The following is a 15745-nucleotide window of genomic DNA, read 5'->3' on the forward strand; positions in this document are numbered from 1 at the left end:
CGATTATTCAAAGGCTTTTCAGGTTACGGCTTGACAATTCCCTTTAACGGGCATTTCGAACGGAGTGAGAAATCTCGTTATCTTGGCGAGATTTCTCCTCGCTGTGCTCGTCGAGATGAGGAAGCGGCGTGCTTCACTGTTGAAATAGAAATGGAATTACCCCCGGATTTTGCAAGCTGCATCCAGGCTACGGGTGGGGCATCAAATGCGCGCTGTTTTTTACATCCTCCCCTGTTATTACGATTGTTTCCACGCTCCAGCGGCCGGTTTCGATGGGTGGCGTACAAAAAAAGGTCTGGTTTTTTACGTTGTTTTCGCCCATCCTATTTGGAAACAAGGGCGCTATTCGATGAACGCTGGAACGGGGGGAACGATCAAGGTTTTCCTTGTATCGTTTGACACCCCATCTTCCAGGCGTAGAGACGCACGGCGCCTGCTCCAACAAAGGCAGTTTCGTAGCCTGGATGAAGCGCAGCGCAATCCGGGGCCTGTAGGATGGGCTGGTTCTTGCCCCCGGACATGATCTTGAAAGAGTTCACCAGGTTGTTCCAGAGTTGACTGGGGAGCGTTTCCCTTCGGTGTCCCCGCCACATGCTCTTACATGCCCCTTTCGTGCGATTGCAGCTTGTATGTGGCTAACGAATTGTCTTTTTAGGAACTCTTTCCGGTTCGCGATTCTGGAGGCTGCTTTATTTAGCGGGAACCGTCAAATTGTTGTCCCTCGGCAAAGCCGGGAAGTCGGCCAAGGAAACCTCACGCCAATCGGGACGAACTTTCGCCGTGGATCCATGCCATGATTCGATGGCAAACTGGAATGACGTGCGACTGGCGATCCGTTCAATCACCAAAAGGTAATCGACAGTTCGGCAAACCCGCCTCAGATACTGCAACCTGCTGTAAATGTGTGAAAAATAACAATCGGATCAATGGCATGCCATCTGCTTGCTAATTTTTAACGATTTGCGCTCCACACAATTCTTCATGCGGGGACGACTATGCACCTCTTGATAATCCGTTTACTCATCACCATTCTGTGCTGCCTGCCAGCTTTTGCCGCAGCTGCGACAACACAATCAATTCACGTAGAATGGGGGTACTCGCCGCCAAGCGAGCTAGCGGTAAGCGGCTTCAAACTCTACCAGGAAGGCGCGTTCGCCTGCCAGACCCAAGATCCCAATGCCACCTCAATGGACTGCCAGGTGACCCTGAGTGCAGCGACAACTAATTTCACCCTAACCGCTGCCTTCAGTGACGGCACGGAGAGCCCTCACTCGGCGCCTTTCGCCTTTACCGCGAGTGCGCCATCGGTTGCATTGCAGGCTGTGCTCACCGCCAACGCCGCCAACGGCACGGCGCCGCTTTCAGTTGCCTTTGACGCTTCATCCTCAACGGGTGAAATCGCCTCGTACCTCTGGGATTTTGGCGACGGATCCGCAACAGCCACGGGCAGCGCCGCCAACCATGTGTACGCAACCAGCGGCTCTTACACCGCTCGCCTGACCGTGACCGACGACGCCGGCTTGACCAGCGCCGCATCCACAACAATAACCGCAACCGCGCCAATCGTTGCGGAGCCAGATGAGCCGCCGCCAGAGGTTATTGCCGGACCTGAAGTTCAGGCTGCGCTCACCACCAACGCCGCCAGTGGCACGGCGCCCCTCTCGGTAGCCTTTGACGCCTCATCATCCACAGGCGAAATCGCCTCGTACCTCTGGGAGTTCGGCGACGGTTCGACCGCCACGGGCAGCTCCGCCAGCCACGTGTACGCAACCAGCGGCTCCTTTACCGCACGCCTGACTGTGACCGGCTCAACCGGTCTCACCAGCACCGCGACCACAACAATAACCGCAACCGCGCCAATCGTTGCGGAGCCAGAGGAGCCGCCGCCAGTGGTTATTGCCGTACCTGAAGTTCAGGCTGCGCTCACCACCAACGCCGCCAGCGGCACGGCGCCGCTCTCGGTAGCCTTTAACGCCTCATCCTCCACAGGCGAAATTGCCTCGTACCTCTGGGATTTCGGTGACGGTTCAACCGCCACGGGCAGTTCCGTCAGCCACGTGTACTCCGCCAGCGGTTCCTTTACCGCTCGCCTGACCGTGACCGGCTCAACCGGCCTGACCAGCACCGCGGCCACAACAATAACCGCAACCGCGCCAATCGTTGCGGCGCTACCGGCGCCGCCGACAGCAGTCATCTCGTCGTCCTCCACGGCCGCCGGCCGCGCCCCGCTGACTGTTACTTTTAGCGCAGCAGGCTCAACCGCTGCGTCCAATGCTTCCATTCGCTCGTATGCTTGGGCCTTTGGCGACGGCGCCACAGCTTCCGCCGCCAGTACGGCGCACACCTTCACCTCGGCCGGCACGTACAGAACTGTTCTTACTGTTACCGACAACAACGGCCAGAGCAGCACGACCAGCACCCCTGTGGTGGTGACGACTCCGGCAGTTGCAACAAACAAACCTCCAACGGCTGTGGCAAGGGCGGCGTCAACAAGCGGTGCGGCGCCGTTGGCTGTCGCCTTTGACGGTTCCGCCTCTACTGATGCGGATGGTTCCATCAGTTCTTACCGGTGGAATTTCGGCGACGGCAGTTCGGCCACCGGCAAGACCGCTACCCATACCTACCGCAATAACGCCACCTTTACCGCAACCCTCCTGGTCACTGACAACAAAGGTGCAACAAACACAACCCGCATCCCCATTACCGTAAAAGCGGTGGATCTATTTGCAGGTTTGAACATCGAACTCGGGGAAATAGCGGTCGGCAGCAATTGGGTGAGGGTTCCCCTTTCCCAGACCTACCAGAACCCCATTGTCGTCGCAGGCTCTCCAGGATTCAACAACGCCGAGCCTTGTGTTGTCCGCTTGCGCAACGTCACTCAAACCGGCTTTGACATCAAACTTGCCGAGTGGAACTACCAGAACGGCGTTCATACTAAAGAAAATATCACCTACCTCGTCATGGAAAAAGGGCGAACGACCCTGCCTGACGGCTCCAGCGTTGAGGCGGGAACTTTCCTGGGCTCCACCAATTCCGGAACGATTAAATTCAGCAAGGCCTTTGTCGCAACGCCGGTGATTATGACCACGGTGGCCTCTGACCGGGAAGCCGACACCATTAGCGGCCGCATCAAGAGCGTTGAACGCGCCAGCTTCTCCTATTCCTTCAGAGAGCAGGAGAAAAACAGAAACGTCCACGTTAGGGAAACCGTCAACTTCATCGCGTGGCAACCGGGCAAAGGAACCATCGGCGCAGTGCAATATGAAGTAGCCGTCACCGCCAAGGCCGTCACCAACGCTTGGCACAGCAGAAGGTTCGCGAAAGCATTCACTCAGCCGCCCTTACTGTTGGCGGACATGCAAACCACCAACAACACCGACACCTCAGCCCTGAGAGTGCAGAAGACTACGACCGCCGGGTTCCAAGTAAAGGTTGAGGAAGAACAATCCAAGGATACAGAAGTGACTCATCCTGCGGAAATGGTTGGATACCTTGTTTTTGACAAGACTGAGGAGTGACGCTGCCATTTTCTTTTCCATGAGCTATCCGGCCCACCCGCCGGCCTAGAGGTCGGCATGTGAAAAAGGGGGGACGCCTGAAAAGGGGACAGTCCCCTTTTATATGTCATTGGCGGTTTTGGAAGGCTGATGATTGGACGCTGGATCCGGGCCGCATTCCCACGCTGGAGCCTAGGAACGATCAAGGTTTTCCTTGAAAAAGGGGGTGTCCCTTTTTTGCGGTGGGGTTCAGGAGCGCCTGGCAGGGCATTTCTCAGATTGTATCGTTTGCTGCCGCGCCATCCCCGGAGTAGGGGCGCACGGCGTGCGCCCTTTTCCAACAAAGGAAGGATGAAAGTCAGAACAAGCTGAAGCGAACGTTCCAGCCGCAGGCCAGGATGGTGCCCAGGACCGGCGATTTGATTTCGCGGGGTTGAAAATCGTAGTCGTGCGGCTCAAGGGCGGCGAACTGATTGATGGTTGCCAGCCGACGCGACCGGGCGCGCAGCAGGGGCAGGGGAATGCGGAGAGAACCGATCTTGACCCGCTCCGGGCAGACGATGAAATCGGCCAGGCGGATGCGGTCCAGGAGGTACACGGTGCGGGTGTCGGCGTCGAAGCGACAGTGCAGTTCATAGAGACGTTTGACGTCCAGACGGCTGAACAACTCGCACCACTGCAGTTCCTGGGTGCGCCAGGTGAAGATCAGTTTCTTTCGTTTGACCGTTGCCGACACCGGGCAGTTGACGGCGTTGATCGCCAGCAGCCGCTCCTGCAGTTGCGTCAGCGTCGCTGGATCGCCGGTTCCGCGAAAAAACCAGATTTTTTGGAGCAGCATCCCAGAAACCGGAATCAGCGCCAGGAGGGCCAGCGCCGCCCAGAGGCAGACCGCCAGCGTGAAGGCCGGCCCATCGAGCTTGGCGCGCACTACCAAAATCGGCGCCAGGGTGATCAGGACGGCGAGCAGCAGCGACAGCAGCGCAACAAACGTCTGGAGATATCGTTTCAGCATGGTTTGCGCCTCTCAGGCCATGGCAGCGGAGTCGGGCAGCAGTTCAAAGGCGCCGCTGTTGGAATCGATGATCGCCTCCATGCCCATGGGCAGCGCCAGATTGCGCGTCCGGTGGCCAATCGGGAAGTTTCCCCAGATCGGATAGCCCGGCCCTGCCAGTTCCAGCACCCGCGACCACAGCGCCTCCTGAAGGCGCAGGTGGTCGGTCTCGTTGCCGCCTGCGTCAAATTCACCGAGCACCAGCCCGGCCAGCTGATCCAGTTTGCCGGACAGCGCCAGTTGAGTCAGCATCCGGTCCAGCCGGTAGAGCGGCTCGTTGGTGTCTTCCAGCAGCAGAATCCGCCCGTCCCAGCTGGCGTCCCAGGGCGTGGCGAGCAGATGCGCCAATGTGGTCAGGTTGCCGCCGGTCAACCGGCCCCGGCCCGTGCCGCCGCGCAAAATCTCCAGTCCCTTGGGTTTGATCCGTTCCTCGAAGGTTCCGGTCAGCAGGGCAAAGAGCGAGATCAGGCTTTGCTCGTCGCTGTACGCCAGCGAGTGCGCCACCGGGCCGTGAATGGCAACCAGGTTGGATCGTTGCAGCAAAGCGGTCAACAACACGGTGACGTCGCTGAATCCAATTAGGAATTTTGGCTGGCGACGAAACAGCTCCCAGTCCAGTTGCCCAACCATGCGTAGACAGCCAAATCCGCCCCGGATCGCCAGCACCGCCTTGACCTCCTCGTCGCTCCACAGGGCGTGGAGGTGGGCGGCCCGCTGGGCGTCGTTATCGGCCAGATAGCCGTCGCGCGGCTCAACAGGCCCGCGCAGCTTGACCGCGAACCCCATGGTTTCAATCAGCCTGATCCCCGCCTGCAGCCGCTGCGGATCGCGGACCGGTCCCGCCGGACAGCACAGGCCGATGACGTCGCCGCGTTTCAGCCGGGGCGGCAGAATCGGCCGATCAGGCATCTTTGCCTTTGCAGTTGAGGCGATAAATGAGCTGCAGACCAGTGAGGGTCAGCTGCGGATCGATCTCGTCGATGGACTGGCTGTAGGGCTTGATCAGCTCGGCCATGCCGCCGGTGGCGATGGTTTGGGCGCGTTCCCGATCCGGGGTCAGCTGTTTGCTCAACACCTCCACCATCCGGTCGACCAGGCCGCCGAAGCCGTACAGGGCGCCGCTGTGGATGGCCTTGACCGTGGTGGTGCCGATGGGGTGGTCCGGGGTAACGTCGATGTCCAGTCGGGGCAGCTTGGCGGTGCGGGTGGCCAGGGCGTCGAGCGAGATGCCGATGCCGGGGTGGATGGTGCCGCCCACATAGGCGGGTTCGCCGTTGACGCAGTCAAAGGTGATGGCGGTGCCGAAATCGATCACAATCAGCGGCGAGTGGAACCGATCCCAGGCGGCCACGGCGTTGACGATTCGGTCGGCGCCGACCTCGGCCGGATTTTCGGTGGCCACCTTCATGCCCAGCTTGATGTCGTGGGTGACGGCCAGCGGTGGCTGGCGCAACTTGGTCAGGTAGCTGCGGGCGAAATGGAGCCAGCTGCTTTCCAGCGTCGGCACCACCGAGGCGATGATGAAACCGGTGATCTGCTCCGGGTTGATCCCGACCATCTGAAACAGGCCGTGGTAGCGGATCGCCAACTCGTCGGCGGTGCGGTCCTGGCGCGACTGCAGCCGCCAGTTGCCCACCAGTTGGCCTTTTTTGAAAATACCGCTCACGGTATGGGAATTCCCGACATCCACGGCTAACAGCATAGAATCACCTGTTTGAGTTGAAAGGCAAAAACGCGGAGGTTTGTTTTTTGTAAAAGCGCTGGTAAGATAGTCCACTTTGCAAAAATATTCCAGCCCGAGCTGGACTTCTCCGCCCACGCATCACCTGCAAGGAGGAAAGCATGACGCCCTATATCCAGGTTGTGGTCACCTTGGCCGACAGAACCAGCGCGGAGCAGTTGGCCGCCCAACTGCTGGAGCAACGGCTCGCCGCCTGCGTCCAGATCAGTGCTTGCACCTCCTGGTATCGCTGGCAGGGGGCTGTCGAACAGAGCGAAGAGGCGGTGTGCACCGTCAAATCGCGCCGCGATCTTTTTCCCGATCTGTGCCTGGCCATCCGCAAAATCCACACCTACGACGTGCCGGAGATTCTGGCCTCGCCGGTAATTGCCGGCAGCGAGAGCTACCTTGCCTGGCTGGAACGGGAACTGCGACCGCCCGAGGAGAGTGCGTGATGGGAGAGCAGACCACCAAGCCAGCGCGCGATCGCCGGCGGAAAAAAGAGTTTCGTTGCCACTGCTGCAAGGAGGAAAAACCCTTCTGCTGGAGCTGCGGCTGTGGGTTTCAAATCTGCCCGGATTGTTTCGAAGAAAACAAATGGGGTATGAGCAACGGCCCCACCTGGATCTGTCCGGACTGCGAGCGGGTGCACATGATGGAGTGAGGTTGCACGGTTGCACGTAGGCGCTTGGCGGGATTTGATCGCTTGGTTGCGATGCGCGGGTTGGGTCTGTGGATGATTGGGGCGACCGTCAAAACAAAAATCCCCCCGCTAGCTGGCTTGCAGCTCAGCGGCAGAGGCTGCAGGAGCAAGACGGGAGCCTCATTGGGGCTTAAACGGCTGATAGAGCGGATCGCCGATCAACACCATCTGCCAGGAAAGATAAGGCAGGCTGACCAGATAACTCTCGGCCAGGCTGAGATACCCATCAAGCAGGGTCGAGAAGAAGAGATCCGGCGGCGGAAACGCCTGGACATAGGGTTCGTACACCGGCCCTATGGTTGCGGCCGCGCCGTCTTCCAGCATCCGCTTGCACCAGACCTGCGAATCCTTCTGCTTGAGGGTGGCGCATTCGGAACTGGCAATATGGTATCCGATTGCGCCGCGCGCCCAGGTGAAGGCGTCGACGTAACGGCCCAGGCTGTACCACCCGCAGTACAGGGCGGCGTCTGGACAATCGCCGGCCTGGAAGAGCTCGCCACGCGCATCCAACCGCACCTCCATGCGGCCGCCGGCGCGGATTTGTTCGGCCGCCGCGTGGAGCGATGCGTCGTACAGCGCGTAACCGTCGAGCTTTTTTTCGGCAGGCTTGGGCCAGCGGGCGTCAAAATAGGCCCGACCCTTCAAGCCCTCTTTCTCGACCAGCAGGGCGTCGTCGATCAAGCGGCGCACCGTGTCTGGATCGGGTCCGTCCAGACGGCTGACCATCAGCACCGCATCCCGCTTGAGCAGGGTCTGCTGTTGGCGAAAACCCAGATAATAGGGGTTGGGCAACCAGCCCTCCAACGGATAATCGCCAGCCAAGACCAGGGCCAGCTCGGAATCCACCGCCGCCCGCGAATCCATCTTCTCGCCTTGGGCCAGCTCCTGCTCAACCTGGCGTCTCTCGGCCAGAATGGCGACCAGACGCTGGCCGCTGGCCCCCGCCTCCTCCTTACCCAGCGTCTGCAGCCGTTCTTTGCGCTGCAGTTGTTGCTGATTGTCCTGCGGATCAAGCGGACGAATCGCCAGGGGCACGCCGTACATCACCACCAGACAGCGAACGCGATGCTCTTTGCCGAGCCGGGCCAGGGCCTTGCGCACCGGATCGCGGATATCGTCGTTGTACTCCTGCCGTGAGCAATGCTCCTTCCAATTGGCGCCAATCCGCACTAAATGGTCAAGCGGAATCTTGCGCCGCTGCATGTAGTATTCGGCCAGCGCCAAGCTGTCTTTGGCCCTGGCGTTGGCCACCACCAGCACCTCGTCCGGTTCAAGGGCCAAGCCGACGGCGGGGCAGAGCAGCAGGCACGCCAACAGCGTGAAAAACTTTACCGGATTTTGACTGGCGCGGGAGTGCATGACGGTTTACCTTGAAGCCAATGTTTACACGAAGTTCCATTCAGCATAGAGGACGCAGGCAGTGATTGACAAGGAGAATGCAGAGGAAATCGCCGACTTCCAGGAGCGTCTGCTCGGCTGGTTCCGAGCCCACCAGCGGCCCCTGCCCTGGCGGACCACCTATGCGCCCTACCACGTCTGGATCTCAGAAATCATGGGCCAGCAAACCCAGATGGATCGGGTCGCCCTCTATTTTTCCCGTTGGATCGAACAATTTCCGGACATCGCCGCCGTGGCCGCAGCTCCGGAACAGGCCATCCTCAAAGCCTGGGAGGGGCTCGGCTATTACAGCCGCGCCCGCAACATTCAGCGTGCGGCCATACGACTGGCGGACGCCGGTGTCACGGAGATCCCGGCGGAGTACCAGCAACTCATCGACCTGCCCGGCATCGGCCCCTATACCGCCGCCGCCATTCTTTCCATAGCCTTCAACCTGCCCTTTCCGCTGCGCGACGCCAATGTCGAGCGGGTGTTCGCCCGGCTGACCGATATCGACCGACCGCTCAAGCAGGCCGCGACCCAAAAACGGCTGGCCGCACTGGCCGACGCTCTACTCCACCGCCAGGATCCGCGCCATTACAACCAGGCCCTGATGGAACTGGGCGCGCTGATCTGCACGCCGAAAAAGCCGTCCTGCACGCTTTGCCCGGTTCTGGATCATTGCCGGGCACATCGGGCCGACACCGTGGAATTTCGCCCCCTGCCCACCGGCAAACAAAGCAAAATCGACATCACCATGGCCTGCGGCATTCTCCGCAGAGGCTCGCATTATTACATTCAACAACGGCTGCCCGACGACATCTGGGGCGGGCTGTGGGAATTTCCCGGCGGCCGCCTCGAAGAGGGCGAATCGCCCGAGCAGGCGGCGATGCGGGAAATTGCCGAAGAGACCGGCTGGCAGGTGGATGCGCTGACGCCCTTCACCACGGTGGTTCATCACTACACCCGCTACCGAGTGACCCTGCATGGCTTTTCCGCTGAACTTGCAGGCCCCGAAACCACGCCGGAGTTGACTGCCGCCAGCCAATACGCCTGGGCGCCGCTGGCCCGACTCTCGGACTACCCGTTTCCCGCCGGGCACCGCCAACTGGTCGCGGCCCTGCAGACAGCCGCGTTTTCCGGAAAATAGGCAATTTTACCTATCAACACTTTTCTTGTAACTTCAGCCAGCTTCCTATCACAATCCGGATACGTTTACGATTTCCCGGAAAATAAATTGTGTTCCATTTCCCTGGGTGGTATTTTGTATAGACATCATTTTTTAACGCCGTTCCTCAAACCGGTCCGAGTCCAACGTGTCTTATAACGAACTGACATTATCGAACATGCAGGAAGAGGTGCATCGCCTGAGCACCAACTGGCGAACCCTACTCGACGCCATGCCGGAAATGGTCTTCCTGCTGCGGGACGATTGCGGCGTCGAATATATGAACCGCAGCGCCAAGATTTGTTTTGGCTCGCCGTGCCCACAACGGGTGGTCAATTGCTTGCGCGCGGTTGGCCAGAGTTGCAAAGAAAACCTCGCCGGCGCTGCAACGGCAAAGGCTGCAGGCGACAACAAGGTGGTCGAAACCCTGATTGACGCCACCCCGGTGGAGTATTCTTCGGTGCCGTTTGTCGGTTACACCGGCGAGCGCCTGATCATGCTGGTGATGCGCGACATCACCCAACGAAAAAATTTCGAGCGGGAACTGCTGCAATTCAACACCAGCATCGAGACCATTCTCCAGCAGAAAATCGGCGAGTTACAGGCCAGCGAGGAAACGCGGCTGCGCCTTTCCCGGCAGGTCAACAGCCTGAAAAGCCAACTGGGCCACCATCACAAAGCGGACAAGATGGTGGGAAGAAGCCGCAAAATGCGGGAATTGCGGGAAATGATTCATCAAGTTTCCGGGTCGGACGCCACCATCCTCATCACCGGCGAGTCAGGAACCGGCAAGGAATTGGTGGCCAATCTGGTTAAAGCCACCAGCTCGCGGGACGACAAACCCTTTCTCAAAATCAACTGCAACGCCATCAACGACTCGCTGCTCGAGGCCGACCTTTTTGGCTACGAGAAAGGTGCTTTCACCGGGGCCACCACCCGTAAGATCGGCAAATTTGAAGTGGTCGACGGCGGCACCATCTTTCTTGACGAGATCGGCGACATCAGCCCCCGGATGCAGGTTTCCCTGCTCCGCATCCTGCAAAACGGCGAGATCATCCGGGTCGGCGGCAACGAACCGGTCCGGGTCAACGTCCGGGTGATCGCGGCCACCAACGTGGATCTGGCCCAGGCGGTCAAGGAAAAGAAATTCCGGCTCGACCTCTACTACCGCCTCAACATCATCAACATCGACATGCCACCCCTGCGGGACCGCAAAGAGGACATCGTCGAGCTGGTCTCCTACTTTGTCAATCACTACCGCGAGGCCTTCAAGAAAGAGATTGATTTTGTCCCCAAATCAATCATCAACCGGCTGCTGGCCCACGACTGGCCGGGCAATGTCCGCGAACTGGAGAACCTTATCCAGCGAGCGGTGCTCATGGCCAAAGGCAAAATGATCACCGAAAACGACCTGATTTTTGATCAGGATCCGCGGGTCGACCAACAACGGACCGACACCTTCAACATCGACGAAAAGCTGGGCATGCTGCCCTTGAAGGCGATTGTGGCCGATTTTGAGGCGGCCATCATCAACCGCGCCCTCAACAAATACAGCGGCAACGTGTCCACCGCCGCCAACCAGCTCAAACTCGGCAAGACGGCGCTCTACGACAAAATGAAGCAGCACGGCATCTCTGCCAAGCACATCAAGCAGAACAAAAAAGGGTGACGAAAGGCGGCCGCCAGCCTGCCTTTCCTTCTTTCCTTGCACACTTCAGGGCGTCTGCCCGTCTCTCTCGGCCTTCCCGCCAGCCTGAAAACAACGCTTTCCTTTCCTTGCCGCCGCACTTATCGTGCTTGTTAAGCCGACGAATTCCCGCTTGCGGCGCCAATCGGCCGACTGTCCCGCGCACGACCCCATCCTTTCGCAAACGACGAGGTGAACCATGGTCGCATCGATTTTCACGCTCCTGGAAAAAATCGGCTTTACCCACCCGCTGCATCCGGCCCTGACCCATATTCCCATGGGGATGGTCATGGGGTGTTTTTTCTTCAGCTTGGCGAGCCTGGCAATGAAAAAGCCGGAGTTGAACCGAACCGCCCTGCACTGTTCGATTCTGGCGCTGGCCTTCATCGTGCCGACGATCCTGGCCGGCCTGCTGGACTGGCAACATCGGTTTGGCGGCCTGTTTGAACCGCTGATCATCGTCAAAATGATCTTGGCGGCAGTGCTGACCGGTTTGCTCGGCTACTCAATCCAGCTGCAGCGCACGGCTGCCAAGGAAAAGAAGATTTTCCTGGTCTATTGCCTGTGCCTGGCCTGCGCCATCGGCCTGGGGTATTCGGGTGGTGAACTGGTGTATGGGGGGTGAGCGGGCGGGTTGGAGCAGCGAGAGAATCGGGTTGCGCTCCGCCGGCGGCGAAGCGCAAAGGTGAGCGTCAGAACAGCAAAAATTCCTTAAACTGACCGCGCATGCAGTGGTTCGAGGCCATGGCGGCCGAATAGGCGCCGGCGTTGATTAAGGCCAGATGGGTGTGTGCGCTCAGATCGGGCAGCCAGGCCCCTTCATACCACACGTCCAGGGCCTCGTTGATGTTGCCGACCACGCTTGCGACAGTGCAGGGGGATTGGTCGTAGCAAAGCGGCAACGGCTGAAACGGCAGGCTGTAGTAGGCCGGTTCGGGCGCGATGTTGAATCCGGCGTCCACGCCGACAAACACCGTAGTTTTCTTCTGCTCAACAAAGGTTTTTTCAAGCAGCAGCAGGCCGGCGTCCTTGAGGATGTAGTCGCCCGGCTCAATCTCCACATGGAGGCCGCGCCCGGCAAACTGCCTCTGCAGCGCCGCCGCCAAGCGGTCCAGATCCAGAGGTTCGTCCGCAGCCAGATGGGGAACGCCAAGCCCGCCGCCGATATTGACCCGCTCCACCCCGCCCGCCGCATCGACAAACCGGAAACAATGGGCAATGATCTGTTCAAGCTGCGCAAGCTGGGGGGTCAGATAGCCGCAGCCGGTGTGAAAATGAATCTTGCCGACCTGCAGGCCATACAATTTGGCGATGTCCAGGGCCTCGGCAAATTGCTCCCAATAGATCCCGAACTTGGTGGTCGCCTCGCCCGCATACTGGAGTTTGTCGTTGGCGGCTCGGCCGATGCCCATGGCCGGGTTGACGCGAATGCCGATTTTGGTTCCCGGCTTGAGCGCTCCCCATGCGCGGATGGCGTGCAGGGAATCGCAATCCATGAACACGCCCTCGTAACGGGCCAGCACAGCCAGATCCCGGGCCGAAAGGCTGGAGGCGGTAAACGAAATATCGTGCGGCGCAAACCCGCAACTGACCGCATGCTCGACCTCGGCAGGCGAGCACGCGTCAATGCCGCAGAGCCCGGTTTGCTTGAGGAAGGTCAGCAACGGCGCAAAACGGTTGGCCTTCATGGCGTAATGGAGCGAGCATTGCCCCGCCAACCCGGCGGCGGCCAAGGCGCCGTGCAGCCGCTGCAGGTTGTCCCGCACCCGAGCTGCGGAATATACAAAGGCAGGCGTGCCGAACTGGTCGGCCAACGCCTGCACTGAGCGTCCCGCAAAACAGAGCCGTCCCTGCTGGTAGCAGAGGTCTTCTCGCTGCCACCAGCGGTAATACGACGCCTGGTTCAACGCATCGCCTGATTGAGATTCAGCATCTCCGGTTGCGCCATGGCGGCGTTGTGGATCTCTTTCCTGCCGGTGATCCAACTGCGGCAGTTCGGAGCCCCGCAGGAGCAGGGAAACTGTTTAAACAGCACATCCTCAGTTTCAGCGTAGTCCATGTAGAGGAAGCTGTTGGCCGGAATGTCCTGCAGGGCGGTCACGGTCAACTCCACCATGTTCAACGAGATGTTGGGCGAACATGAATGCAGAAAAAATCCGGAAAAATAGGGGTCAAACAGGTGGGTATCCGGCGTCAGCTGCAGGGTGTGCTGGCGAATTTCCGACACCACGTGCCCCGCCATTCTGGCGATGACGTCCCCTTTGGCAAAAGCCCGGTAGGCGATCACGCCTCTGCCGGCCAATTCATCCTTGAAAACAACGGCAAAATCAGAATGTTTTGGGAAAAGAGGATCTCTTCCAAATTGGTCCGGGTAAAGCATGTGCATGTTCTCCTAGAACGGTTAAAAAACAAACCCCTGCCGCCAGCACATCTGCCGGCAGGATGTTATGAAAAAACAAGGAGCGCTTATACAGTTATTCTCTACGCCTGACAAGCATTATTGACGCTGTTTTCACAAATTTAACATTTAACGCAACTCGCTGCTTTTACTTTACTTTTGAACAATCACCAAGCCGCTGCGAAGTCGGTTGCGGGCTCAGCTGGCCGCAGTCAAAAACTGACCTCCGTCCTCCCGCGATGCCCCTCAGCCCGAACCTGAAGCGCCGAACGTCTCCCGCTCCCTGGAGCCGGTTCCCCCCCAGCCCCTGAGCCCATCAAAAAACATCTCTCATTCCGGAGCGTTAGAAAGAATCGAAGCATCTCTGTCCATCTTCCATTTTTTCACGCCTGCGCTGAAAATCGCGCATAATTTGGACGATTTTATATATCTTCTTCCATTGATTGCAATCGCAAACAAGTCACAACTGAAAATATTTCTCAAACGTCTCGAAAGCCCATTCTCAGCGCAGTCGCATCCGTTGTTGCCCAGATAAAATATTCCCTTTCAACCAACGGATAATCGCGATACGATGAGCAGATTAAAAATTCTGCCACTCCCCTTTTTTCTTCGTAGCGAGGTGTTTCATGTCGAACTGGTTTGTTGCCGTGGACGGCAAATCTCTTGGTCCCTTCACCACCCAGCAGATCCTCGCCGGACTGGCTGCAGGACAATACAACGAGGCCACCATGGTCTGGCGCGACGGTTTTGCCGACTGGCTGCCCGTGGGCCGCGTCCCGGAACTGCAAGCCGGACAGGCTGCGCCCTCGCCCCCGCCCTATTCCGGCAAAGAGGCGCACGAAATAGACTACACCATCTTCGGCAACGAGATGCAGTTTGTCGAGGTTGAGCTGGACCCGCAGGAAAGCGTCATCTCCGAGGCCGGGGCCATGATGTACATGCACGATCAGATTGTGATGGAGACGGTGTTTGGCGACGGTTCCCGCAATGCAGGCTCGGGAACTTTTTTTGACAAAATGCTGGGCGCCGGCAAACGATTGATCACCGGCGAAGGATTGTTCATCACCCTGTTCACCTACACCGGCGCCGGCAAGGGCAAGGTGGCCTTTGCCGCACCTTATCCGGGCAAAATCATCCCGCTGGACCTGACCCGATACAACGGCCGGATCATCTGCCAGAAGGACGCTTTTCTCTGCGCGGCCAAGGGCGTTTCTGTGGGCATAGCCTTTCAGAAAAAAATCGGCGTGGCCCTGTTTGGCGGCGAGGGCTTCATCATGCAGCAACTGGACGGCGACGGCATGGTGTTTGTCCACGCCGGCGGCACAATCATCGAAAAAGAGCTGGCCGCAGGCGAAACCCTGCGGGTTGACACCGGCTGCTTGGTGGCGCTGACCGCCACCGTCAACTACGACATCGAATTTGTCGGCAACGTCAAGTCGGCGATTTTTGGCGGCGAGGGCTTTTTCTTTGCCAATCTGCGCGGGCCAGGACACGTCTGGCTGCAGTCGCTGCCGTTCTCGCGACTGGCCGGCCGCATCTGGGAGGCAGCCCCGCAAACCGGCGGCGGCGGTCAGGGCGAGGGCTCAGTGCTCGGCGGCATAGCCAATATATTTGAACGCTAATTCGAGGAACACGCCCTGAACGAGCGGCTTGCCGTCAAAACCGCTCGTTCAGGGATCAACATCTCAATGCGGCGCCTCGATAAACGACTGCATTTCCTTACTTAACCCAAGCTTCCCGGCCAACTCGTCCAACCAGGCGCGTTCCGCCTCGGTGTCGACGCTAATGGCGGCCACGGCGAGCATGTACATGGTTTGCGCAATCGCCGGATCGCTGACCCCGGCGGTGAGCGCCTCAATGCTTTTGGGCTGATGCAGTTCGTGCAAGAGGAACATTTTTTCCTCCTGGCTCAGATCCGCGCCCCGCAGTTTGTCCAGCACCGCCCGTTCTTCCGCGGCATCCATGACGCCGTCGGCATGGGCGGCGGCGGCCATCACCTGAATCATCCGCACCGCCAATTCCTGGCCGCCGAGGCCGCTGACAGGCGGAGCGCTGGCCGGCGCGGGTGCTGCCGCTGGAACGCTGGGCAGAGGTGGAGGCGGCGGCGAGGCATGGGCGGCGGCGCCTGGAGGCGGAGGGGGGGG

14 protein-coding genes are annotated in these 15745 nt (G+C 59.2%); 7 read left to right on the plus strand and 7 right to left on the minus strand.

All coding sequences use genetic code 11. The features are described 5' to 3' along the window. Together RCH93_RS12190 and RCH93_RS12195 are read left to right on the plus strand one after the other, a co-directional pair. Positions 1-399 (plus strand): hypothetical protein (locus RCH93_RS12190; RefSeq protein WP_306548684.1); only part of this gene is annotated, 399 nt, incomplete at its 5' end. A gap of 596 nt (positions 400-995) precedes the next feature. Then, complete coding sequence (locus RCH93_RS12195) at positions 996-3518, plus strand: PKD domain-containing protein (RefSeq protein ID WP_306548685.1); 2523 nt, start codon at positions 996-998, stop codon at positions 3516-3518. A 337-nt stretch (positions 3519-3855) separates the two neighbouring features. Here RCH93_RS12195 and RCH93_RS12200 read toward each other — a convergent pair whose 3' ends face one another. Genes RCH93_RS12200 through RCH93_RS12210 form a run of 3 tightly spaced genes read right to left on the minus strand, consistent with a single transcriptional unit; the run spans position 3856 to position 6250 of the window. Continuing rightward, on the minus strand, positions 3856-4509 hold the full coding sequence (locus tag RCH93_RS12200) for a hypothetical protein (RefSeq protein ID WP_306548686.1): 654 nt from the start codon (positions 4507-4509) through the stop codon (positions 3856-3858). 12 nt (positions 4510-4521) lie between these two features. Continuing rightward, on the minus strand, positions 4522-5457 hold the full coding sequence (locus tag RCH93_RS12205) for an LD-carboxypeptidase (RefSeq protein WP_306548687.1): 936 nt from the start codon (positions 5455-5457) through the stop codon (positions 4522-4524). Then, the gene (locus RCH93_RS12210) at positions 5450-6250 is read right to left on the minus strand and encodes a type III pantothenate kinase (protein ID WP_306548688.1); all 801 of its coding nucleotides are present in this window, start codon (positions 6248-6250) and stop codon (positions 5450-5452) included. Before RCH93_RS12210 ends, RCH93_RS12205 begins: the two co-directional genes overlap by 8 nt. 140 nt (positions 6251-6390) lie before the next feature. Between RCH93_RS12210 and cutA the strand changes: the two genes are divergently transcribed. Next, positions 6391-6723 carry a divalent-cation tolerance protein CutA gene (cutA, locus tag RCH93_RS12215; RefSeq protein ID WP_306548689.1) on the plus strand — a complete coding sequence of 111 codons (333 nt, stop codon included), beginning with the start codon at positions 6391-6393 and terminating at the stop codon, positions 6721-6723. Positions 6724-7091: 368 nt separating this feature from the next. Here cutA and RCH93_RS12220 read toward each other — a convergent pair whose 3' ends face one another. Then, complete coding sequence (locus tag RCH93_RS12220) at positions 7092-8330, minus strand: TIGR03790 family protein (RefSeq protein ID WP_306548690.1); 1239 nt, start codon at positions 8328-8330, stop codon at positions 7092-7094. A gap of 61 nt (positions 8331-8391) precedes the next feature. Here RCH93_RS12220 and mutY point away from each other — a divergent pair, with 61 nt between their 5' ends. From mutY to RCH93_RS12235, 3 genes are all read left to right on the plus strand, one after another. Then, complete coding sequence (gene mutY / locus RCH93_RS12225; RefSeq protein WP_306548691.1) at positions 8392-9498, plus strand: A/G-specific adenine glycosylase; 1107 nt, start codon at positions 8392-8394, stop codon at positions 9496-9498. Positions 9499-9664: 166 nt separating this feature from the next. After that, entirely contained in the window at positions 9665-11185 is a 1521-nt protein-coding gene (locus RCH93_RS12230) for a sigma-54-dependent Fis family transcriptional regulator (protein ID WP_306548692.1), read from the plus strand. 217 nt (positions 11186-11402) lie between these two features. After that, on the plus strand, positions 11403-11828 hold the full coding sequence (locus RCH93_RS12235; RefSeq protein WP_306548693.1) for a DUF2231 domain-containing protein: 426 nt from the start codon (positions 11403-11405) through the stop codon (positions 11826-11828). Positions 11829-11895: 67 nt separating this feature from the next. Here RCH93_RS12235 and RCH93_RS12240 read toward each other — a convergent pair whose 3' ends face one another. Together RCH93_RS12240 and RCH93_RS12245 are read right to left on the minus strand one after the other, a co-directional pair. Continuing rightward, positions 11896-13110, minus strand: coding sequence for a diaminopimelate decarboxylase (locus tag RCH93_RS12240; RefSeq protein ID WP_306548694.1), 1215 nt, complete (start codon positions 13108-13110; stop codon positions 11896-11898). Further along, a complete protein-coding gene (locus RCH93_RS12245; RefSeq protein ID WP_306548695.1) occupies positions 13107-13505 on the minus strand; it encodes an SET domain-containing protein-lysine N-methyltransferase in 399 nt (132 codons plus the stop codon). The genes RCH93_RS12240 and RCH93_RS12245 overlap by 4 nt, the downstream gene beginning before the upstream one ends. A gap of 722 nt (positions 13506-14227) precedes the next feature. Here RCH93_RS12245 and RCH93_RS12250 point away from each other — a divergent pair. Next, complete coding sequence (locus RCH93_RS12250) at positions 14228-15223, plus strand: TIGR00266 family protein (protein ID WP_306548696.1); 996 nt, start codon at positions 14228-14230, stop codon at positions 15221-15223. 63 nt (positions 15224-15286) lie between these two features. Here RCH93_RS12250 and RCH93_RS12255 read toward each other — a convergent pair. Then, positions 15287-15745, minus strand: a 459-nt coding sequence (locus RCH93_RS12255) for a DUF533 domain-containing protein (protein WP_306548697.1), incomplete at its 5' end; no start/stop codon positions are given.

This window comes from Desulfobulbus sp. (assembly GCF_030824455.1).
Taxonomy (GTDB): Bacteria; Desulfobacterota; Desulfobulbia; order Desulfobulbales; family Desulfobulbaceae; genus Desulfobulbus.

Coding starts and splice junctions, on each gene's coding strand:
- RCH93_RS12195 (WP_306548685.1), top strand. CDS start 996: ATGCACCTCTTGATAATCCGTTTACTCATCACCATTCTGTGCTGCCTG.
- RCH93_RS12200 (WP_306548686.1), bottom strand. CDS start 4,509: ATGCTGAAACGATATCTCCAGACGTTTGTTGCGCTGCTGTCGCTGCTG.
- RCH93_RS12205 (WP_306548687.1), bottom strand. CDS start 5,457: ATGCCTGATCGGCCGATTCTGCCGCCCCGGCTGAAACGCGGCGACGTC.
- RCH93_RS12210 (WP_306548688.1), bottom strand. CDS start 6,250: ATGCTGTTAGCCGTGGATGTCGGGAATTCCCATACCGTGAGCGGTATT.
- cutA (WP_306548689.1), top strand. CDS start 6,391: ATGACGCCCTATATCCAGGTTGTGGTCACCTTGGCCGACAGAACCAGC.
- RCH93_RS12220 (WP_306548690.1), bottom strand. CDS start 8,330: ATGCACTCCCGCGCCAGTCAAAATCCGGTAAAGTTTTTCACGCTGTTG.
- RCH93_RS12235 (WP_306548693.1), top strand. CDS start 11,403: ATGGTCGCATCGATTTTCACGCTCCTGGAAAAAATCGGCTTTACCCAC.
- RCH93_RS12250 (WP_306548696.1), top strand. CDS start 14,228: ATGTCGAACTGGTTTGTTGCCGTGGACGGCAAATCTCTTGGTCCCTTC.